Source organism: Streptomyces sp. NPDC055013 (assembly GCF_053608645.1).
Map to the genome: position 1 here is coordinate 61,040 of NZ_JBSGVW010000043.1, position 20,208 is coordinate 81,247.

Genomic DNA, 20,208 nt, shown 5'->3' on the forward strand with positions numbered 1-20,208 from the left:
GTCAGGCCCTCCCCGTGCGTGGCCGCAGCTGTCTATTCCCCGACCTACTGGGCTTCGTCTCCGTGAAGGACAGGTCGGACTCCACCTGCTGCAAGACGGTGCCTGTGTCGTGATGTACCAGGGTGAACCGGATCCGGTGCGTGCCGGGCTCCAGGGCCGTGAAGCGGAACTGCTCGGATTCGGCGTCTCCGGGGTGGTACATCATCGTGGCGGGTGCAACCTCCGCGCTGCTCAACGGCACTGCCACGATGTCCAGCGGGGGCCGCTCCCCCTGGCGGGCCCATGGATGCTGGGGCTCAGCAATCAGCTTCAGTGTCACGTGTACTGGAGTCCCCACAGTGGGGTTGTCGTCCAAGAGCGTCAGATGCGCGCGGCAGCGTGGCGGTGCCGAAAGCGCCGGAGGTGCCACGTCAATATCAACCACGCTGCCGGCGACTGCATGGGAGGCGACCGCTGCTTCGTAGAAGGCATCCGCGAGGGCAACGATGATCGAGTTGATCGCTGGCCCGTCGGTGAAGAAGTAGTCGGCCATCGCGTTGTGGGCGTCTTGGTTTTCTGCGACTGCCTCCGTGACGGCGGCTTGGAAGTCCTGCGACTCCAGGAACTGCTTCTTAGAGTTCACCTTGGTTTGCTGGACCAGGTTCGGGTCGGCGAGCAGCAGTTGCAAGAGGCCCTGTACGAACTCCCTGATCTGGGAAGCAGCGAACGTTTCGGCGCCGAAGAGGTCGTTCATCTTGTCTATGACGACCTGAAGTGCGACGTACTTCGGATCCTTCTTCGCTCCCGTACCGGCGGCGCTGATGCCCTTCAGCTGCCCGTCGCCCACGAGTGAGATGTCGACCGGGATCGCCTTGTTGTGCTTGACCCCGACCAACACCACGTCGGAGAGGTCTACGTCGGCCGCCCAAGCGGACTCGGCAATCACCTTCTCCAGCAGGCGCAGGAAGATCGAGAGCATCTCCATGTAGGGATCGCCGTAGTCGACGATCTGTGACATGAAGTCGTAGAGCCGTACGTAGGTGGAGACATCCTTTCGGAACAGGTCGAGCTCCTGAAGCTTTACCTGGTCTTCCTCCTCGATCGCCCGCGCGTAGCGGCGCCGGAAGTCGTGCTGCGCCGGGCTGATCGCCGCCGAGAGAGCGTTGTTGCCCTTCCGTGTCACCCACAATTCGGCGACCTTGCGGACGTCGTCCTCGGTGTAGATGCCGGTCTGGGCAAGCTTGTTGGCCAGATGGACGACGACATACGGGTCGGTCTCGGTCTCCAGAGTCGCGTTCTTGAAGTACGGCTCGAAGGCCGTCTTGATGTCCTCGGGCTTGTTGGCGAAGTCGATGACGAACGTCTTACGCTTCTGCTCCCCACCAGCGGTCCGGTGGGTACGGTTGAGACGCGAGAGCGTCTGCACTGCGGTGACACCCGACAGCTTCTTGTCGACGTACATCGCCGAGAGCAAGGGCTGGTCGAAGCCGGTCTGGAACTTGTTTGCGACCAGCATGATCTTGTACGTGTCGCCCTTGAAGGCGGCCGCCAGATCAGCCCCGGCACCGGGGTTCATGTTGGCCTCGGTGAACTCGTCGTCCTTCGACGGTTGCGGACCCCAGTCGCTGTGCCAGGTCTCGTCCTCGGGCATCGTCACCCCGCCCGAAAAAGCGACCAGGGTGCGGTAGTCGTACGAGGCGTCCTCGGCGCGGCGCTTGGCGATGTACGCATCTATCGCCAGCTTGTACTTCACCGCGGATTTGCGCGAGTCGGTCACCACCATCGCCTTCGCCTTGCCTTCGAGGAGGTAGGCGACGTTGGCGTGGAAGTGCTCGACGACGATCTGCACCTTCTGGCTGACGTTCGTCGGGTGGAGCTGAACCCACCTCATCAGACCCTTGCGGGCGGCGGCCTCCTCGACCTCGCCTCCGTCACCGGCCTCGGCCTTGCCGGCGATCTGCAACGCGGTGTCGTAGGACTGGTAGCCCTTGAGGACGTCGAGGATGTATCCCTCCTCGATCGCCTGCTTCATCGAGTACAGGTGGAACTCGCCCGGCTTGCCGTCGGGGCCCTTGCGGCCAAACAGTTCGAGGGTCTTGTTCTTCGGCGTCGCGGTGAACGCAAAGTAGGAGATGTTCTCCGATTCGGCCCGCTCGGTCATCTCCGAGGCCAGCACCGACTCCACATCGACATCCCCGCCCTCCTCGATCTCCTTGAGCTCCTCGGCCGTCAGTACCTGCTTCAGCTTCGAGGAGATCTGCCCCGACTGAGAGGAATGCGCCTCATCAGCGATCACGGCGAATCGCTTGCCCTTCAGGCTGGCGTCGGTCCGGATCTCTTCCAGCGCGTGCGGGAAGGTCTGCACTGTCACCGCGATGATTAGCTCGCCGCTCTTCAACGCCTGCGCCAGCAGACCCGACTTCGACTTCGCGCCGGCCTTGCGGACGTCCTCGGGACTGATCGTCGCGACAATCTTCTTGTTTCCGTCGATCTGCCGAATCGCATCCTGCAGCTGGGAGTCGAGCACTGTACGGTCCACGACCACGATGACGGAGTCGAAGACCTTCTGGTCGTCGGCATCATGCAGTCGGGCCAGCCCGTGCGCGGTCCAGGCGATGGTGTTCGTCTTTCCTGACCCGGCCGAGTGCTCGATCAAGTACCGGTGCCCGACACCCTCCTCCTTCACTGAGGAGACGATGTTCGTGACGGCCTCCCACTGGTGGAAGCGTGGGAAGAGCATGCTCGTACGCCGCACCGAGGTGCCGGTGGTGACGTCCCACTCCTCCTTGGTCTGCACGATCATCAGCCGCCCGATGATGTTCAGCCAGGCGTGCTTCTCCCAGACGCGTTCCCATAGGTATGTCGTCGCCGACCCGTCGTTCGCGCCAGGCGGGTTGCCGGCACCGCTGTCGAAGCCGATGTTGAACGGAAGGAAATGGGTCTTGTCCCCTTCCAACTTCGTGGTCATGGCCGCCAGGTTGTTGGAGACCGCGAAGTGCACCAGCGCACGGTGACCGAACGACAGCAGCGGCTCCGGGCGCCCGTTCGTCAGCGGCTTTCGGTCGTGCTTGTACTGATTGATCGCCTCGTCCAGCGACTGGGTGAAGTCGGTCTTCAGCTCCACCGTGGCCACCGGGAGCCCGTTGATGAAGAACACCAGATCGATGGTGCGCTGGTCGGCCGTCGAGAAGTGCACCTGCCGCACCACCCGCACCCGCATCGCCTCGTAATGCGACACGGTGGTCGAGTTGAGCGAGGTCTCGGGGCGGAACTGCGCCATCTTCAACCGGCCGCCACCGATGTACTGAACCCCGTTACGGAGGATGTTCAGCGTCCCGCCGCCATGCTCAAGGGGCTTGTCCAACGCTGTGGTCAGCACGTCAAGGAACTTCGCCTGGGACCCCGCCGCCTTCAGCGCCTTCTCGTACGCCGTCTTCTGCGTCGCCTCTAGCCACGCGAACAGATCTGCCGGGAACAGAGCCCGCTCACGGTCGTACTCGCCGCCGTCGTGGTCATTCACCGAGTACAGCCAGCCGCGGGTCTCGAGGTAATCGCAGATCTCCTTCTCGAAGATCGCCTCGTTGTGGTCGGCCATCACGCCACCTTGTGTACGTCGATCTGTCCCGTCACTGCCGCCGTGATCAACGCTGACCTTCGCTCTCTAGAGAGCTCAATGAAACGATCTGACTCGGCGATGAGTCTGTCGATCTTCGTGGACTCTTGGTCCAGCATGGCGGCTACGCGCCGTTGCGCCTGAGGCTGCACCACGGGAATACGCATCGCTCGCAACTTTTCAGCAGTTAGATGAGGAATGGTCGACTTGTTGCATACGATGTCGATCACTCCCACGTCTCGATAGGTCCGCAGCACGTAACCCAGCCAGGAAGATGACCAGTTATTCAGCGGCCGGAGTCGGTTGACAGTCTTCTGGAAGGACCATCCGGGCATGTCGCGATCGATAACCACATTCGTCCCGACTGCGCCGCCCTCGACAACGAGCAAGTCGCCCTTGAGCAGGTTGAGACTTACTGCCTCGGTGGCTGAGTAGGGCATTTGCTTGACATCGCTAAGCCGCAGCCCGGAATCTTGGATGTTCCCGGCCCTGATGTACGGGAGCATCAGATCCCCGGCGCGGGTCTCTTTACTTCCGTCCAGCATCTTCCCCAGCGTTACCGAGAAGTGATATCCGATGGCGGTGAAAGTGACATCCGGCGGGGGCGAAAACGGATTGATCGCACCGAGGACCGCGTCCCGGATAAGGTCCTGTCGACGCTCACGGAGCATCTCGACCAAACGCTGCTGTTCCTCGATGAGGATGTCAAGGCGAGCCGTTTCACGGTCGAGGTAGTCGGCGATGGCGCGCTGTTCTTCCAGCGGCGGCACTGGGATCGCCATGCTGAGGAAGACGTCAGGGTAGATCCGAAGGCGCGACGACCAGATGCCGCGGGAGAGGCGAGTCATCTCCATCACGTACGGCGTCGATCGGTAGAGGTAGTCGTAAAACCCAGGACAGAAGGCTGCGTTCGGACGCGGCCTGTACACACCGTACGCAGGGCTCACGATGCCAGCCTGCTTCGAGACGCCGAGCGCCCCCATCCACGCCCACATCGTATTAATGACGAGATCGCCCGCCTCCACGAGGCGGTAGCCATCGAGGCTCTCCGCAGCAGTCATCGTCACGTTCTTCTCTGACCTCGGGGTGATCCCAGTCAGATGCGACACGCTGAGAAGTTCCTCTGTACCTTCGGGCGAAACAGACAGCGACTCTGCCAGGAGTTCTTTGTTTCTACTCCAGCGCCAGTGCGATGGGACGTTGCCGGCCCAAGCCTGCTCAAGATCAAACTGTGCTCGTGTCATCCCTCAACCTCCCGCAGCAGATCGAGGATCTTGGCAACCTGCTTCTCCAGGTCGGCGTCGATCTCCGCGAGCGGACGAGGCGGAACATACTTGTAGAAGTGCCGCGTGAAGGGGATCTCGTAACCCGTCTTGGTCTTGGCCCAGTCGATCCAGGCGTCGGGAACGTGCGGCTTCACCTCCGCATCGAAGTACGCCTGGATGACTTCGCGCTCCGCCGCCGCGCCGGCGGTCGAGCCGCCGTAGGTGAAGGGCACGTTCTCCGTGTCGCGCTTCTTCGAATCGGGCTTCGGTTCGCCCTTGCGGTTGACGACAGGGTTCCCGCCCTCGTCCAGCAGGGGGCGCTCGACGGTGACCGTCCAGTAGCCGAACTCGTCGTTGCGCAGCACCTTGGAGAGCTCGGGATCGGCGTCCTCGAAGTCGTCGTACAGCCGCAGGACCTCGGCGCGGTCGGCGTCGCTGATCTCGCGTCCCTTGGCGCCGAGGTTCTTGCGCATCTTGGTCCAGAACGACGTGCCGTCGATCAGCTGCACCTTGCCCTGGCGGTCGGCGTGCTTGGTGTTGTCCAGAATCCAGATGTAGGTGGCGATGCCGGTGTTGAAGAACATGTTGGTCGGCAGGGCGACGATCGCCTCGACGAGGTCGTTCTCCAGCAGCCACCGGCGGATGTTGGAAGGGCCGGATTCGGCGGCGCCGTTGAAGAGCGGAGAGCCGTTCATGACGATGCCGACGCGGCCGCCACCATCCTCGGGCGCGCGCATCTTGTGGGCCAGGTGGAGCAGGAAGAGCATCTGCCCGTCGGATGTCGCGGGGAGGCCCGGCGCGAAGCGGCCGTAGGGGCCAGCGGAGTCGCGCTCCTCCTTGACCGCCTTGGCGTACTGCTTCCAGTCCACACCGTAGGGCGGGTTGGACATGCAGTAGTCGAACTGGCGGCCCTTGAAGGCGTCGTCGGTGAGCGTGTTACCGAAGGCGATGTTGGTCGCGTCGTGGCCCTTGGCAAGCAGGTCGGACTTGCAGATGGCGTACGACTGCGGGTTGTACTCCTGGCCGTACAGGCCCAGCTTCGCGTTGGGGTTCCCTGCGAGCAGGTGCTCCTCTGCCAGGGAGAGCATGCCGCCGGTGCCAGCGGTGGGGTCGTACAGCGTTCGGATGATGCCGCCCTCGGTGAGGTCGACGTCCTTCTCCGCGAAGAGCAGGTCGACCAGCAGCCGGATCGCATCGCGCGGCGTGTAGTGGTCGCCGGAGGTCTCGTTCGCTGCCTCGTTGAACTTGCGGATGATGTATTCGAAGGCGTCGCCCATGTCGGAGTTCGACACCACATCAGGGTGGAGGTCGACCTTGCCGAAGGACTTGACGATCTCGCGTAGGAGCCCGGCCTTCTCCAGAGCCAGGATCTCGTTTTTGAAGTCGAAGTACTCGAACACGTCCACATCGCTGGAGAACCGGTCGATGTAGTCGGCAAGATTGTCCGCCAGCCCGTCCGCGTCGGCTAGCAGGTTCGCGAACGAGTAGTTGGAGGTGTTGTAGAAGGTCCGCCCCGTGGCCTTCTTGACCTCGACCTTGAGCCGGTTCGGGTTCTCGAACTTCGCTGCCAGCTCTCGCACCGTCGCATGATCGGGCTCAAGGATGCAGTCGAGCCGCCGCAGGATCGTGAACGGGAGGACCACGGTCCCGTACTGGTTGGGGCGATAGGGGCCCCGAAGTTGGTCAGCGATAGACCAGATGAAGCTACCGAGCGCGCTCACAAGTTCCTCACGAGAATCGTCTTGCAGTGCCGATCACTTTGCCAGAGCCAGCAGTCGCCGTCCCACGGTTCGGCTACTCACCAGAGCAGAACCCAGCACCGGCGCCGCATCCACGTCCCAGCACAATCCCAGCACGGTACGGATGACCAGGGATGACGACAGGTGACGAGGGGTCAGCTATCCCAGCACCATCCCAGCACGGGAAAAAACCAAGAGCCCGACTCTGAAGAGTCGGGCCCTCTCTGACCTGCACGTTTGCAAGATCAGCGACGTGGTGATATGTCGGCGACTACACGTTGAACCGGAACTCCACGACATCCCCGTCCTGCATCACATAGTCCTTGCCCTCCATGCGCGCCTTGCCCTTGGCGCGGGCCTCGGCGACCGAGCCGGTTTCCACCAGGTCGGCGAAGGAGATGACCTCGGCCTTGATGAAGCCCTTCTGGAAGTCGGTGTGGATGACCCCGGCGGCCTCGGGGGCGGTGGCGCCCTTCTTGATGGTCCAGGCGCGGGATTCCTTGGGGCCGGCCGTCAGGTAGGTCTGCAGGCCGAGGGTGTTGAAACCGACGTGGGCGAGGGTGGCGAGGCCGGGCTCCTCCTGGCCGACGGACTGGAGGAGTTCGAGGGCCTCGTCCTCGTCGAGCTCGGCGAGGTCCGCCTCCAGCTTGGCGTTGAGGAAGATCGCCTCGGCGGGGGCGACGAGGGCGCGCTGCTCGTTCTTGAAGTCCTCGTCGATCAGCTCGTCCTCGTCGACGTTGAAGACGTACAGGAAGGGCTTCGTGGTCAGCAGGTGCAGGTCGTGCAGGAGCTCGTTGCGCTCGGTGCCCTGGACGATGCCGTGCGCGAAGAGCGTGTCGCCCTTCTCCAGGATCTCCTGGGCCTCCTCGACGGCCTTCACCTTCGGCGCGATGTCCTTCTTGATCCGCGACTCCTTCTGGAGCCGGGGCAGGACCTTCTCGATGGTCTGGAGGTCGGCGAGGATCAGCTCGGTGTTGATCGTCTCGATGTCGTCCTTGGGCGAGACCTTGCCGTCGACGTGTACGACGTTCTCGTCCTTGAAGGCGCGGATGACCTGGCAGATGGCGTCGGACTCACGGATGTTCGCGAGGAACTTGTTGCCCAGGCCCTCACCCTCGGAGGCGCCGCGCACGATGCCCGCGATGTCGACGAAGTCGACGGTGGCCGGCAGGACGCGCTGGGAGGAGAAGATCTCGGCCAGCTTGGTGAGGCGCGGGTCCGGGACACCGACCACGCCGACGTTCGGTTCGATCGTGGCGAACGGGTAGTTGGCCGCCAGCACGTCGTTCTTGGTCAGGGCGTTGAACAGGGTCGACTTGCCGACATTCGGCAGACCGACGATTCCGATCGTGAGCGACACGTTGCGACTTCCCGTACGTGAGAGGACTTCAGGGGCTTGGCTGGGGCCCGGTCCTTCTTCGATCTTCGATGCAGATCGATCTTCGATGCAGATGCACGGGCCGATCCACCAGTCTACGGCGTACCGGCCCGGGCCCCTGCGCCCTGTCGAACACCTGGCCAAGGTCCGCCCCTGGGCGTGTCCGATCCCCGATTCACCACATAAGCCGACCTAGGGTTGGACCAGTGGAGCAATACAGGGCGCGACCTGCCGGGCACGGACCGCCACGCGGCACGCCACCACCCTTGCCGCAGCGGGCGGATCGGGGTGCAGGGGCGGCGGGGCGGGGCGGGGGACGCGTCACGCGGGGGAAGGTCGAGAAGGTGCGGAAAGGGGGCGGGGCCGTGGAAAGCGGGGGCGGGCCGGCGAGAGGCTGGGGCCGGCCGGCGCGGGGCACAGGCGGCGCGGTACGGGGAAGGGACGGGCCGACGCGGGCCTCGGGCGGACCAATGCGGGGCGCGGGCGCAGTGAAGCGCGGTGCGCAGGGACTGGCGCGAGGTGTGAGCGGAGCAGTGCGGGGAGAGGACAGCTTGGAGCACGGCGCGAACGGCGCGGTGCGGGGCGCGGGCGAAACAGTGCGGGGCGGCAGCGAAGTGAAGACGGCGCGTGTGGACCGGCGCGGGGTGAAGACCGAGTGGTGCGGGGTGAGGGTCGTATGAGGCGGGGCGAGGGCGGATTCTCACGAGGTGGGAGCGGTGCGGCTCGGTCGGCCTGGCCCACACGGTCCGCCTGGCCTGCCCGGTCCGCCGGGTCCGCGGGAGCCGTAGAGGCACCGGAGGCCGGGGCCGCAGGGACCCCGGGGGCCGGACGGGAAGCAGCGGCCGCCCGTGTCGGCCGGCCCTCCCGGCCCGCGCAACCCGCCTCGCCCCCGCGCGCCACCCGTCCCGTCTCCCAGCGCCGCCCGATTTCGGTCCAGGCGGCAGCGGCGGTACGGCAGCCCGTGTCGCCCCCGGCGCCGCGGGCTCTGCGCCGGTTTCCCAACCCGCGGCTCACCGGGCTGGGCAGCGGCCTGTTCTGCGGTGCCGTGATGGTCGTGCTCGGGTACCTCGACTCCCTGCTGTTCGGGGCGTCGCTCACGCTGTACGGCGTGCTGTTCGTGCCGGTGTGTGTGCTGACCGCGGTCTGGGTGCGCAGGGGCGACCTGATGACCCCGCCGGTGGTCCTGCCGATCGCGTTCGCCGTGGGGCTGCTTGCGGTGTCCGACCACGGTGGGGGGATCAACGGGCACCTGATGGGCCTCTTCACCGGCCTCGCGACACAGGCCGGGTGGCTGTACGCGGGGACGCTGATCGCCGGTCTCATCGTGGTCGTCCGCAGAGTGCGCCTGGTGGCGCGCAGCGAGGCGGCCCGACGCCGGCAGGCGTGACCGCCGATCCCACGGGCGGACCGTCGGCTAGCGGGCCTGCTCCGCCGCGTGCATCGCCGCACCCACGATGCCCGCGTTGTTCTGCAGCTGCGCCGGGACGATCTCCGCCTTGATGCCCTCGATGTGCGGCAGGAACTTGTGGGCCTTCCTGCTCACCCCGCCGCCGATGATGAACAGCTCCGGGGAGAACAGCATCTCGACATGGGCGAGGTACTTCTGGACGCGGTGGGCCCAGTGCTCCCAGGACAGGTCCTCGTCCTCCTTGGCCTTGCTGGAGGCACGCTTCTCGGCGTCGTGGCCGTGGAGTTCGAGGTGGCCCAGCTCGGTGTTGGGGACCAGGGCGCCGTCGGTGAACAGCGCGCTACCGATACCCGTGCCGAAAGTGAGGAGGATCACGGTGCCCCGGCGGTCGCGGCCCGCCCCGAAGCGCATCTCGGCGACGCCGGCCGCGTCCGCGTCGTTGACCACCGTGACCGAGTGGCCGCCGAGGCGCTCGCTGAACAACGCGCGCGCGTCCGTGTCGATCCAGCTCTTGTCGACGTTCGCCGCCGTACGGATCGTGGAGCCGCCGGTGACCACGCCGGGGAAGGTGAGCCCGACCGGCCCTGTCCAGCCGTAGTGCTCGACGACCTGTTTCACACCGTCCGCCACCCCGTCCGGCGTGGCCGGGTGCGGAGTGAGCACCTTGAAGCGCTCCTCCGCCAGGTCGCCCCTGTCCAGGTCCACCGGGGCACCCTTGATCCCGGATCCGCCGATGTCCAAGCCGAAGATCTGCATGGCCCTACGTTACGACGAAGGACTGACAGTCACTCCCCGGAGTCGCCGGAACCGCCGGCCCCCGTGCGCTCGGCGATCAGCGCCGCCGCCTCGTCACGCAGGTCGCGGCGCAACTCCTTCGGCAGCGAGAAGGTGATCGACTCCTCGGCCGCCCTGACCAGCTCGACGTCGCCGTAGCCACGCTGGGCCAGCCACTCCAGGACCTCCTCGACCAGCACCTCCGGGACGGACGCGCCGGAGGTGACGCCCACCGTGGTGACACCCTCCAGCCAGGCCTCCTCGATCTCGCTGGCGAAGTCCACGAGGTAGGCCTCGCGGGAGCCGGCCAGCTTGGCGACCTCGACCAGCCGCTTGGAGTTGGAGGAGTTGCGGGAGCCGACCACGATGACCAGCTCGGCCTCGGCGCCCATCTGCTTCACGGCGAGCTGGCGGTTCTGCGTGGCGTAGCAGATGTCGTCGCTGGGCGGGGAGATGAGCTGCGGGAACTTCTCCTTCAGCGCGTCGACGGTCTCCATGGTCTCGTCGACGGACAGGGTGGTCTGGGAGAGCCAGACGACCTTCGACTCGTCGCGGACCTCGACCTTGGCGACGTCGCCCGGGCCGTCGACGAGCTGGATGTGCTCGGGTGCCTCGCCGGACGTGCCGATGACCTCTTCGTGGCCCTCGTGTCCGATCAGGAGGATGTCGTAGTCCTCGCCCGCGAAGCGGACGGCTTCCTTGTGGACCTTGGTGACCAGCGGGCAGGTGGCGTCGATGGTGGCGAGTTGGCCGCGCTTGGCCTCTTCGTGGACGACGGGGGCGACGCCGTGCGCGGAGAACATCACGATGTTCCCCGGCGGCACCTCCTCCGTGCGCTCGACGAAGATGGCGCCCTTCTTCTCCAGGGTCTGCACGACGTACTTGTTGTGGACGATCTCGTGCCGGACGTACACCGGAGCGCCGTACTGCTCCAGGGCTTTCTCGACGGCGATCACGGCGCGGTCCACTCCCGCGCAGTAGCCACGGGGGGCGGCGAGCAGGACACGGCGGCCAGGCGAAGCAGTCATGCGTCCCATCGTAAGGGTGCCTTCGGCGGGTCGAAGATCGCGTGGGTGACAGGTTGGTGGGGAGACTGACCGTGGGCTGTGAGGGGTGGGAAACCGAGCGACGGACGAGGCACTGGCGGAGGCGTGATGTCCGGGACCGGCACGGCGGAACGTACGTCCGACGGGGGACACGAGCTTCGCCGGAGCCTCGGCTTCCGTGACCTGGTCGTCTACGGGCTGCTGTTCATCGCGCCCATGGCGCCCGTCGGCGTGTTCGGCACGCTGGACGCGCGATCGCACGGGGCGGTCGCGCTGGTGTACCTCGTCGCGACGGTCGCCATGGCGTTCACCGCGTTCAGCTACGCGCAGATGGTGCGGGTGGTCCCCCAGGCGGGGTCGGTGTTCGCCTACGCGCGCGCGGGGCTCGGTGAGCGGGCCGGATTCATCGCCGGCTGGATGGCGATGCTGGACTACCTCCTGATCCCCGCCGTCGCCTATCTCTTCTCCGGCATCGCGATGAACGCGCTGGTGCCGGACGTGTCGCGGTGGGTGTGGACCGCGCTGGCGGTGGTGATCACGACGCTGCTGAACCTGTGGGGCGTGCGGGTGGCGGCGCGGGTCGGTTTCCTGGTGCTCGCCATGGAGATCGTGGTCCTGCTGGTGTTCGTGGTGGCGGCGGTGGTCGCGCTCGCGCGGGACGGGGCTGAGCGGGGGTGGCTGTCGCCGCTGTCGGGGGACGGTACGCAGGGTTCGTTCGAGGTGGCGGCGGTGGTCGGCGCGGTGTCGATCGCTGTGCTGTCGTTTCTGGGCTTCGACGCGATCGTCTCCTTCGCGGAGGAGGTGACCGGAGGGTCGGAGAAGGTGGCTCGGGCGGTGCTCCTCTGCCTTGCGCTGGCCGGGGTGCTGTTCATCGCGCAGACCTATCTGGTGGCGCTGCTGGAGCCGGTGTCGTCCGCCCGGCTGGCGGCCGAGCCGGAGCGGCAGGGGGCTGCGTTCTACGACGCCGTGGACGCGTCGGTGGGGACGTGGCTGCACGATCTCGTGGCCGTGAGCAAGGCGATCGGCGCGGCGTTCGCCGCGCTGGCGGGGCAGGCCGCGGCGGGGCGGTTGCTGTTCGCGATGGGGCGGGCCGGGCGGTTGCCGCGGGTGCTGTCCAGGACGGACTCCGGGGTGCCGCGGGCCGCTCTGCTGTGCGCGGGCGTCGTCACGCTGGTCGCTGCCGTGTGGGCGGCTCGGCGGGACGACGGGCTGGATCACTTGGCGTCGGTGGTCAACGTCGGGGCGCTGACGGCGTTCACGTTGCTGCACGCGAGCGTGGTGGGGTGGTTTGTGGTGCGGCGCGGGGGTGGGGATGGGGTTGAGAGCGGGGGGTCGGTGAGTTGGTGGCGGCATGGGGTGGTGCCGGTGGTGGGGGCGGCGATCACGGTGGCGGTGATCGTGGAGGCGGCGGGGGTTGCGCAGGTGCTGGGGGCCGTTTGGCTGGGGGTGGGGGTTGTCGTCCTGGTTCTTCGCCGCCGCCCCTACCCGTCCCGTCCCTGAAGGGGCGCCGCCCGTCCTTGAAGGGGATCCGCCCCGTCGACCCCGCTCCGAGCGGCTGGACCGCGTTGTCAGCCCTCCCCGTTACGCTCGGCGCATGGCTGCGAACACGACTCCCGAGTCCCCCCTGCCCGTCGGCGAGGTGTCCCGGCTCATCGGGGGCTGGATCGACCGGCTCGGGGCGATCTGGGTCGAGGGCCAGATCACCCAGCTGTCGCGCCGCCCCGGCGCCGGCGTCGTGTTCCTGACGCTGCGGGACCCGTCGTACGACATCTCCGTGAGCGTGACGGCGTACCGGCAGGTGTTCGACGCCGTCTCCGACGTCGTGAGCGAGGGCGCCCGCGTCGTCGTGCTCGCCAAGCCGGAGTGGTACACGCCCCGCGGCCAGCTCTCCCTGCGCGCCACGGAGATAAGGCCCGTCGGTGTCGGCGAGCTCCTCGCCCGGCTGGAGATGCTGAAGAAGTCCCTCGCCGCCGAGGGACTGTTCGCACCGGAGCGCAAGAAGCCGCTGCCCTTCCTCCCCCAGCTGATCGGCCTGGTCTGCGGGCGGGCCTCCGCGGCCGAGCGGGACGTGCTGGAGAATGCCCGCCACCGCTGGCCCGCGGTCCGCTTCGAGGTGCGCAACGTCCCCGTGCAGGGCGTGCACGCCCTGCCGCAGGTCGTGCAGGCGGTCAAGGAGCTCGACGCGATCGACGACGTGGATGTGATCATCGTCGCCCGGGGCGGTGGCAGCGTCGAGGATCTGCTGCCCTTCTCCGACGAGCAGCTGGTGCGGGCGGTCGCCTCGTGCCGGACGCCGGTCGTGTCCGCCATCGGGCACGAGCCCGACAACCCCCTCCTCGACCATGTCGCCGACCTGCGCGCCTCCACCCCGACCGACGCGGCCAAGAAGGTCGTACCGGACGTGGGTGAGGAGTACGAGCGGGTGCGGATGCTGCGCGACCGGGCCCGGCGTTGTGCCGAGGTGCTCGTGGAGCGCGAGGAGCGGGGGCTCGCCCATGCGCTCGCGCGGCCCTCGATGGAGGATCCGCACCGGATGATCGACGAGCGCGCCGACCACGTGGCCTCGCTCCTCGACCGGAGCCGCCGCTGCGTCGGCCACCTCCTCGACCGCGCCGCCTCCGAGCTGACGCACACCCACGCGCGCGTGGTGGCCCTCTCCCCCGCGGCGACCCTGAAGCGCGGGTACGCGGTGCTGCAGAAGGCCGACGGGCATGTGGTCCGGGACCCGGACGAGGTGACGGCTGACGAGGCGCTGCGGGCGCGGGTCGCCGAGGGCGAGTTCTCCGTACGGGTCGACGCAGGAAGCGACGCACGAACCGATGCATAGGGTGGGCGAATGACCAGCAAGGTGGAAGAGGCACTCGGGTACGAGCAGGCCCGGGACGAGCTGATCGAGGTCGTACGGCGGCTGGAGGCGGGCGGTACGACGCTGGAGGAGTCCCTCGCGCTCTGGGAGCGGGGCGAGGAGCTGGCCAAGGTGTGCCGGCGCTGGCTGGACGGGGCGCGCGCACGGCTGGACGCGGCCCTCGCCGAGGAGGCCGAGGACGGCGGCGACGGGGCGGGCGGCCCGGACGACCGGTAACGGGTGAGCGGGGCTGTGAAGCGGATCACCACGCCCCGCTTTTTGTTGAAGCTTGAACTTAACTCGCGTACCGTCGGTCGCGGCAACCGGTCCCCGGTCCGTTTACGCGCATGACGCGCACGACCACGCACTACCCGAGAAGGTTCACGCATGTCTCTCGTTCTTGACCCCGCCGCCCAGGACCTGCTGTTCCGCGAGGCCCGCACCGCGAACACCTTCACCGACGAGCCGGTGACCGAGGAGCAGGTCCAGGCCATCTACGACCTGGTCAAGTACGGCCCCACCGCCTTCAACCAGACCCCGCTGCGCATCACCCTGGTCCGCTCCGCCGAGGCCCGTGAGCGCCTGGTGCAGCACATGGCCGAGGGCAACCAGGCCAAGACCGCCGCCGCCCCGCTGGTCGCGATCCTGTCCGCGGACAACGAGTTCCACGAGGAGCTGCCGGCTCTCTTCCCGGCGTTCCCGCAGGCCAAGGACGTCTTCTTCAGCGAGCGCCCGGCCCGCGAGAACGCCGCCGGGCTGAACGCCGCCCTGCAGGCCGCGTACTTCATCGTCGGCGTCCGCGCCGCCGGGCTGGCCGCCGGCCCGATGACCGGCTTCGACTTCGAGGGCGTCCGCAAGGAGTTCCTGGACGACGACCACACCCCGCTGATGGTCGTGAACATCGGCAAGCCGGGCGCCGACGCCTGGTACCCGCGCTCCCCGCGCCTGGAGTACGACCAGGTCATCACGACGGTCTGACGCCGGCCTGGCGCTGCTTGAACCAAGAGCATGACGAAGGCCCCCGGCTGCGACGCCGGGGGCCTTCGTCATGCCCAGGCGGTCACTCCGCCCACGCCATCACTCCGCCTTCAGGGCCTTCGCCATCTGCGTCAGCTGCTCGAACGAGCCCGTGCCCGCCACCACGGTCGTCGCGCCCTTGTCCTGGTGCACCAGCGCCTCGTACCGACCGCCCGAGTACCGCGTCCACGTCCGGTCGCCGATCTCCTCGGTGTCCTTGGTCGCCTGTCCGCCCTGGGTGGCCTCCTCCAGGAACGTCGCCGGCTTCTCGGTCGACTGCTCGACCTGTACGTACTGCCCGCCGGAGAGGTGGAAGCCGAGATGCCAGGCGTCGTGGTCGTCGCCCTTGAAGCGGACGGACGTCGCCTTCCAGGTGTCGGGCAGGCCCTGGGGCGCGACCACCGGGTACGACGCCGCGCGGCGGGCGGTGAGCAGCTCGACGCGGTAGTCGACCCGGGGGAGGTCGGGATCGCCGTCGTCATGCGGGACGAAGAGATAGATGACTCCCGCCGCGAGCACGGTCACTCCGAGCGAGAGGACCATGTTGCGGACCGACTTCTGCTTGCCGTTCGAACCTGCCACGCCCCCTATCGTCGCAGGTGCCCCGGCTGCTCATCCGTGGGGCCCCCTGCTCATCCTGCGCGCCCGAGGATAGAGTCAGGGCGGTCACCCTCATCCGGCCGTCGTCGTATCAGAAAGGTGCGCCTCGATGACCGAGAATCATCATCATCTGCCGTCCGAGCTCGAAGTACCCAGCGAAGCCCCCGACCGCAACCTCGCCCTGGAACTGGTCCGTGTGACCGAGGCAGCGGCGATGGCCGCGGGCCGCTGGGTCGGCCGGGGCGACAAGAACGGCGCCGACGGCGCCGCGGTGCGCGCCATGCGGACCCTCGTCCACACCGTGTCGATGAACGGCGTCGTCGTCATCGGTGAGGGCGAGAAGGACGAAGCGCCGATGCTCTTCAACGGGGAGCGGGTCGGCGACGGCACCGGAGCCGAGGTCGACATCGCCGTCGACCCGATCGACGGGACCACGCTGACCGCCAAGGGCATGCCCAATGCGATCTCCGTACTCGCCGCGGCGGACCGAGGGTCCATGTTCGACCCGTCCGCCGTCTTCTACATGGACAAGCTGGTCACCGGCCCCGAGGCCGCCGACTTCGTCGACATCGACGCGCCCGTGGCCGTCAACATCCGACGGGTCGCGAAGGCGAAGCGGTCCACGCCCGAGGACGTCACCGTCGTCATCCTGGACCGACCCCGGCACGAGGGCATCATCAAGGAGATCCGGGACGCCGGTGCGCGGATCAAGCTGATCTCCGACGGCGATGTCGCCGGGTCGATCTACGCGCTGCGCGAGGGCACCGGCGTCGACATGCTGCTCGGCGTCGGCGGTACGCCGGAGGGGATCATCTCGGCCTGTGCCGTGAAGTGTCTCGGCGGGACCATCCAGGGCAAGCTGTGGCCGAAGGACGACGAGGAGCGGCAGCGGGCGATCGACGCCGGTCACGACCTGGACCGGGTGCTGATGACCGATGACCTGGTCGCCGGGGACAACGTGTTCTTCGTCGCCACCGGGATCACCGACGGTGAGCTGCTGCGGGGTGTGCGGTACCGGTCGGAGAACGCGACGACCGACTCGATCGTGATGCGCTCGAAGTCGGGCACGGTGCGGCGGATTGACTCCGAGCACCGGCTCAGCAAGCTGCGGGCGTACAGCGCGATCGATTTCGACCGCGCGAAGTAGCGCCCAGGGACTCGGGACCGCAGCACGTCGGCGGCTGCGCCACGCCCCCTGACCACAGCTCACAGCTCACAGCCGAACAGGGCGCCCCCGGTGCGGAGGGGGCGCCCTGTTTCTCGCTTGTCAGCCTGCCTGCGCTATGCGGTTGGTCGTCCTCGCCGTCTTCTGCAGTTCCATCTCGCGGCGCCTGCGCCTTGCCAGGACCACTCGGCGTTCGGCTGCGGTGAGGCCGCCCCAGACGCCGTACGGTTCGGGCTGGAGCAGGGCGTGCTCGCGGCACTCGACCATGACCGGACAGCGGGCGCAGACCCGCTTGGCGGCCTCTTCGCGGGAGAGGCGGGCCGCGGTGGGCTCCTTGGAGGGGGCGAAGAAGAGGCCTGCCTCGTCACGCCGGCACACGGCCTCCGTATGCCATGGGGCGTCTTGATCCCTGTCTCGCGCTGGCACCCGCTGGGCCGGAACGGCGGCTACCTGCAGGGACGAATGCGGCGGTTGCAGCACGGTCTACTCCTGACGACGGCTTCGCGAGCGAGAGACGATGCAGCAAGGTCTACCCGCTGTACGCGCGCCTATGCAGTCAGTTCCGAACCGCTGGATTTCGGGGGGTCCTGCGCGCCGTCGCGCGGCCCCCGGAAGGGCCCGGGAGCCAGGAGGGAACCGGTCCGCTTCACAACCGTCAATGATCCAGATGCTTGCGCAAACCCTTGTCGAGCTTGCGCTGCACGCGGTCGAGGATGTCCGCGACGAGCTTCCCCCGCTTCGCCCTGCCCTCGATGTTGCCGAGCACGGCCCAGCCGTCGACATGGACGACCGGCGCATGCGGGTCCTCCGAGTCGAGGTGATCCACCTCGAAGTTGCCGAGGACGCCGCCGCCGGTGCCGCGCAGCGAGACGTTCTCCGGGACGCGGACCTCGACGTTGCCGAAGATCGAGAACGCCCGGATCACCACCTGCTGGTACTCGAAGAGGGCCTCGCTGAGGTCTATCTCCACGCTGCCGAAGATCGCGTACGCGTGGATGCGGCGGCCCGCGCGCCAGCGGCCCTTGCGGACGGCGCTGCTGAACACCGCGACCACGTTGTCGTCGGGCTCGGCCGGGATCGCGCCCGGGGCGGGGCGGCCGGGGGCGGGCACATGGGGTGCGCGGCGCTGGTGGGCGGCGGGCAGGTCCCGGATGAAGACGTCCAGTTCACCGACCGTCTTGGCGGCCAGCACGCCCTCGACGCGCTCGGCGTGCTCGTCGGCGGTGAGTCGGCCCTCGGCCAGGGCGTCGCGCAGGATGTCGGCGATCCGGTCGCGGTCCGCGTCGGAGGCACGGAGCTCGCCGGCGGCAGCGGGTGCGGTCTGCTTCTGAAGGTCCACGGCAGCAGCGTACCCAAACACGATAGATCGCGATAGACCCCGTTCGACTCGGTCACCGGACATCGAACTGAGCCTTACCTCACAACCTCGCTGTCGGAGGCAGGTTCTACGCTGGTGGACGCTGCCAATGGAGGCCAGCCGCTGTCTGTCGAGTGAGGAATGGGCGACATGCCTGAGTTCGCGTACACCGATCTGCTCCCCATGGGAGAGGACACCACCCCCTACCGGCTGGTGACCTCCGAGGGTGTCACCACCTTCGAGGCCGACGGGCGGACGTTCCTCAAGGTGGAGCCCGAGGCGCTGCGCAAGCTGGCCGCGGAGGCCATCCACGACATCCAGCACTACCTGCGGCCCGCGCACCTCGCGCAGCTGCGGCGGATCATCGACGACCCCGAGGCGTCGGGCAACGACAAGTTCGTGGCGCTGGACCTGCTGAAGAACGCCAACATCGCGGCCGCCGGCGTGCTGCCCATGTGCCAGGACACCGGCACCGCGATCGTGATGGGCAAACGCGGGCAGAACGTGCTCACCGAGGGCGGCGACGAGGAGGCCCTCAGCCGGGGCGTCTACGACGCGTACCTGAACCTCAACCTGCGGTACTCGCAGATGGCTCCCCTCACCATGTGGGAGGAGAAGAACACCGGGTCGAACCTGCCCGCGCAGATCGAGCTGTACGCCACCGACGGCGGCGCCTACAAGTTCCTGTTCATGGCGAAGGGCGGCGGCTCCGCCAACAAGTCCTTCCTCTACCAGGAGACGAAGGCCGTCCTGAACGAGTCCTCCATGATGAAGTTCCTGGAGGAGAAGATCCGCTCGCTCGGTACGGCCGCCTGCCCGCCGTACCACCTGGCGATCGTCGTCGGCGGCACGTCCGCCGAGTACGCGCTGAAGACCGCCAAGTACGCCTCCGCGCACTACCTGGACGGGATTCCGGCCGAGGGCTCACCGCTCGGGCACGGGTTCCGGGACAAGGACCTGGAGGAGAAGGTCTTCGAGCTGACGCAGAAGATCGGGATCGGCGCGCAGTTCGGCGGCAAGTACTTCTGCCATGACGTGCGGGTGGTCCGGCTGCCGCGGCACGGTGCCTCGTGCCCCGTCGCCATCGCCGTGTCCTGCTCGGCCGACCGCCAGGCCGTCGCGAAGATCACCGCCGAGGGGGTCTTCCTGGAGCAGTTGGAGACCGACCCGGCGCGGTTCCTGCCCGAGACCACGGACGCTGAGCTCAACAGCGGCTCCGCCGCGGGCCTCGACGAGTCCTCGGACGTGGTGAAGATCGACCTGAACCAGCCGATGGACGAGATCCTCGCCGAGCTGACCAAGTACCCGGTCAAGACCCGGCTCTCGCTCACCGGTCCGCTGGTCGTGGCCCGTGACATCGCGCACGCCAAGATCAAGGAGCGGCTGGACGCGGGCGAGGAGATGCCGCAGTACCTCAAGGACCACCCGGTGTACTACGCGGGCCCGGCCAAGACGCCGGAGGGCTACGCGTCGGGTTCCTTCGGCCCCACGACCGCGGGGCGCATGGACTCCTACGTCGAGCAGTTCCAGGCGGCCGGCGGCTCCAAGGTGATGCTCGCGAAGGGCAACCGGAGCAAGCAGGTCACGGACGCGTGCGGCACGCACGGCGGCTTCTACCTCGGTTCCATCGGCGGCCCCGCCGCCCGCCTCGCCCAGGACTGCATCAAGAAGGTCGAGGTCGTCGAGTACGAGGAGCTCGGCATGGAGGCCGTCTGGAAGATCGAGGTCGAGGACTTCCCGGCGTTCATCGTCGTCGACGACAAGGGCAACGACTTCTTCCAGGACCCGGCGCCCGCGCCGACGTTCACGTCGATTCCGGTACGGGGGCCGGGGCTGGCGTAGTCCCTGCGGGGGGCGGCACGCAATCGGTTCTCGCCCCCGCCGCCCCTACCCGTCCCGTACCTGGGGGCTGCCGCCCCCAGACCCCCGCTTCGACCCTGAACGGGCCTCGTCCTCAAACGCCGGACGGGCTGGATTTCCTGGACCGGCGCTGGAAATTCAGCCCCACCGGCGTTTGAGGAG

The 20,208-nt window shown here is 67.6% G+C and carries 16 protein-coding genes; 7 read left to right on the forward strand and 9 right to left on the reverse strand.

The annotated features are described in order from the left end of the window. Window position 1: 1 nt before the first annotated feature. The 4 genes from ACWGDB_RS36255 to ychF all read right to left on the reverse strand — a co-directional run bounded on the left by ACWGDB_RS36255 (window position 2) and on the right by ychF (window position 7,956). The gene (locus ACWGDB_RS36255) at window positions 2-3,574 is read right to left on the reverse strand and encodes a type I restriction endonuclease subunit R (protein WP_453826356.1); all 3,573 of its coding nucleotides are present in this window, start codon (window positions 3,572-3,574) and stop codon (window positions 2-4) included. Beyond that, the gene (locus ACWGDB_RS36260; protein WP_453826357.1) at window positions 3,574-4,836 is read right to left on the reverse strand and encodes a restriction endonuclease subunit S; all 1,263 of its coding nucleotides are present in this window, start codon (window positions 4,834-4,836) and stop codon (window positions 3,574-3,576) included. Before ACWGDB_RS36260 ends, ACWGDB_RS36255 begins: the two co-directional genes overlap by 1 nt. Next, entirely contained in the window at window positions 4,833-6,578 is a 1,746-nt protein-coding gene (locus tag ACWGDB_RS36265; protein WP_453826358.1) for a type I restriction-modification system subunit M, read from the reverse strand. The genes ACWGDB_RS36260 and ACWGDB_RS36265 overlap by 4 nt, the downstream gene beginning before the upstream one ends. A gap of 289 nt (window positions 6,579-6,867) precedes the next feature. Further along, window positions 6,868-7,956, reverse strand: a complete 1,089-nt coding sequence (ychF, locus tag ACWGDB_RS36270; protein ID WP_383603375.1) for a redox-regulated ATPase YchF — start codon at window positions 7,954-7,956, stop codon at window positions 6,868-6,870. Window positions 7,957-8,935: 979 nt separating this feature from the next. On the opposite strand from ychF, the gene ACWGDB_RS36275 reads away from it, so the two are divergent. Then, the gene (locus tag ACWGDB_RS36275; protein ID WP_453826359.1) at window positions 8,936-9,361 is read left to right on the forward strand and encodes a DUF6542 domain-containing protein; all 426 of its coding nucleotides are present in this window, start codon (window positions 8,936-8,938) and stop codon (window positions 9,359-9,361) included. A gap of 27 nt (window positions 9,362-9,388) precedes the next feature. On the opposite strand, the gene ppgK is transcribed toward ACWGDB_RS36275, so the two are convergent. Next, window positions 9,389-10,138 carry a polyphosphate--glucose phosphotransferase gene (ppgK, locus tag ACWGDB_RS36280; protein WP_383603381.1) on the reverse strand — a complete coding sequence of 250 codons (750 nt, stop codon included), beginning with the start codon at window positions 10,136-10,138 and terminating at the stop codon, window positions 9,389-9,391. Window positions 10,139-10,167: 29 nt separating this feature from the next. After that, window positions 10,168-11,184 carry a 4-hydroxy-3-methylbut-2-enyl diphosphate reductase gene (locus tag ACWGDB_RS36285; protein ID WP_383628094.1) on the reverse strand — a complete coding sequence of 339 codons (1,017 nt, stop codon included), beginning with the start codon at window positions 11,182-11,184 and terminating at the stop codon, window positions 10,168-10,170. Between the two features lie 126 nt (window positions 11,185-11,310). Here ACWGDB_RS36285 and ACWGDB_RS36290 point away from each other — a divergent pair, with 126 nt between their 5' ends. The 4 genes from ACWGDB_RS36290 (at window position 11,311) to ACWGDB_RS36305 (ending at window position 15,025) form a co-directional block, all read left to right on the forward strand. Beyond that, complete coding sequence (locus ACWGDB_RS36290; RefSeq protein WP_453826360.1) at window positions 11,311-12,702, forward strand: APC family permease; 1,392 nt, start codon at window positions 11,311-11,313, stop codon at window positions 12,700-12,702. Between the two features lie 94 nt (window positions 12,703-12,796). Further along, window positions 12,797-14,029 carry an exodeoxyribonuclease VII large subunit gene (xseA, locus tag ACWGDB_RS36295; RefSeq protein ID WP_453826361.1) on the forward strand — a complete coding sequence of 411 codons (1,233 nt, stop codon included), beginning with the start codon at window positions 12,797-12,799 and terminating at the stop codon, window positions 14,027-14,029. A gap of 9 nt (window positions 14,030-14,038) precedes the next feature. Then, window positions 14,039-14,284 carry an exodeoxyribonuclease VII small subunit gene (locus ACWGDB_RS36300; RefSeq protein ID WP_453826362.1) on the forward strand — a complete coding sequence of 82 codons (246 nt, stop codon included), beginning with the start codon at window positions 14,039-14,041 and terminating at the stop codon, window positions 14,282-14,284. Window positions 14,285-14,434: 150 nt separating this feature from the next. After that, entirely contained in the window at window positions 14,435-15,025 is a 591-nt protein-coding gene (locus ACWGDB_RS36305) for a malonic semialdehyde reductase (RefSeq protein ID WP_369273164.1), read from the forward strand. A gap of 99 nt (window positions 15,026-15,124) precedes the next feature. Here the strand turns inward: ACWGDB_RS36305 and ACWGDB_RS36310 are convergent, their stop codons facing one another. Continuing rightward, window positions 15,125-15,646 (reverse strand): DUF4245 domain-containing protein, encoded by a 522-nt coding sequence (locus ACWGDB_RS36310; protein WP_453826363.1) that lies wholly within the window; start codon window positions 15,644-15,646, stop codon window positions 15,125-15,127. A 127-nt stretch (window positions 15,647-15,773) separates the two neighbouring features. Here ACWGDB_RS36310 and glpX point away from each other — a divergent pair, with 127 nt between their 5' ends. Next, window positions 15,774-16,811, forward strand: a complete 1,038-nt coding sequence (gene glpX, locus ACWGDB_RS36315) for a class II fructose-bisphosphatase (protein WP_328423943.1) — start codon at window positions 15,774-15,776, stop codon at window positions 16,809-16,811. A gap of 120 nt (window positions 16,812-16,931) precedes the next feature. On the opposite strand, the gene ACWGDB_RS36320 is transcribed toward glpX, so the two are convergent. Next, window positions 16,932-17,309: a WhiB family transcriptional regulator gene (locus ACWGDB_RS36320; RefSeq protein ID WP_383603400.1), complete on the reverse strand. Its 378-nt coding sequence runs from the start codon at window positions 17,307-17,309 to the stop codon at window positions 16,932-16,934. A gap of 175 nt (window positions 17,310-17,484) precedes the next feature. Beyond that, the gene (locus tag ACWGDB_RS36325) at window positions 17,485-18,168 is read right to left on the reverse strand and encodes a DUF1707 SHOCT-like domain-containing protein (protein WP_453826364.1); all 684 of its coding nucleotides are present in this window, start codon (window positions 18,166-18,168) and stop codon (window positions 17,485-17,487) included. Window positions 18,169-18,336: 168 nt separating this feature from the next. Here ACWGDB_RS36325 and ACWGDB_RS36330 point away from each other — a divergent pair, with 168 nt between their 5' ends. Beyond that, on the forward strand, window positions 18,337-20,028 hold the full coding sequence (locus tag ACWGDB_RS36330) for a fumarate hydratase (protein ID WP_453826365.1): 1,692 nt from the start codon (window positions 18,337-18,339) through the stop codon (window positions 20,026-20,028). Window positions 20,029-20,208 lie beyond the last annotated feature (180 nt).

Excerpts from the sequence above, each read along its gene's own strand:
- ppgK (WP_383603381.1), bottom strand. The coding sequence starts at position 10,138 with ATGCAGATCTTCGGCTTGGACATCGGCGGATCCGGGATCAAGGGTGCC.
- ACWGDB_RS36305 (WP_369273164.1), top strand. The coding sequence starts at position 14,435 with ATGTCTCTCGTTCTTGACCCCGCCGCCCAGGACCTGCTGTTCCGCGAG.
- ACWGDB_RS36290 (WP_453826360.1), top strand. The coding sequence starts at position 11,311 with ATGTCCGGGACCGGCACGGCGGAACGTACGTCCGACGGGGGACACGAG.
- ACWGDB_RS36260 (WP_453826357.1), bottom strand. The coding sequence starts at position 4,836 with ATGACACGAGCACAGTTTGATCTTGAGCAGGCTTGGGCCGGCAACGTC.
- xseA (WP_453826361.1), top strand. The coding sequence starts at position 12,797 with ATGGCTGCGAACACGACTCCCGAGTCCCCCCTGCCCGTCGGCGAGGTG.
- ACWGDB_RS36285 (WP_383628094.1), bottom strand. The coding sequence starts at position 11,184 with ATGACTGCTTCGCCTGGCCGCCGTGTCCTGCTCGCCGCCCCCCGTGGC.
- glpX (WP_328423943.1), top strand. The coding sequence starts at position 15,774 with ATGACCGAGAATCATCATCATCTGCCGTCCGAGCTCGAAGTACCCAGC.
- ACWGDB_RS36300 (WP_453826362.1), top strand. The coding sequence starts at position 14,039 with ATGACCAGCAAGGTGGAAGAGGCACTCGGGTACGAGCAGGCCCGGGAC.
- ACWGDB_RS36330 (WP_453826365.1), top strand. The coding sequence starts at position 18,337 with ATGCCTGAGTTCGCGTACACCGATCTGCTCCCCATGGGAGAGGACACC.
- ACWGDB_RS36255 (WP_453826356.1), bottom strand. The coding sequence starts at position 3,574 with ATGGCCGACCACAACGAGGCGATCTTCGAGAAGGAGATCTGCGATTAC.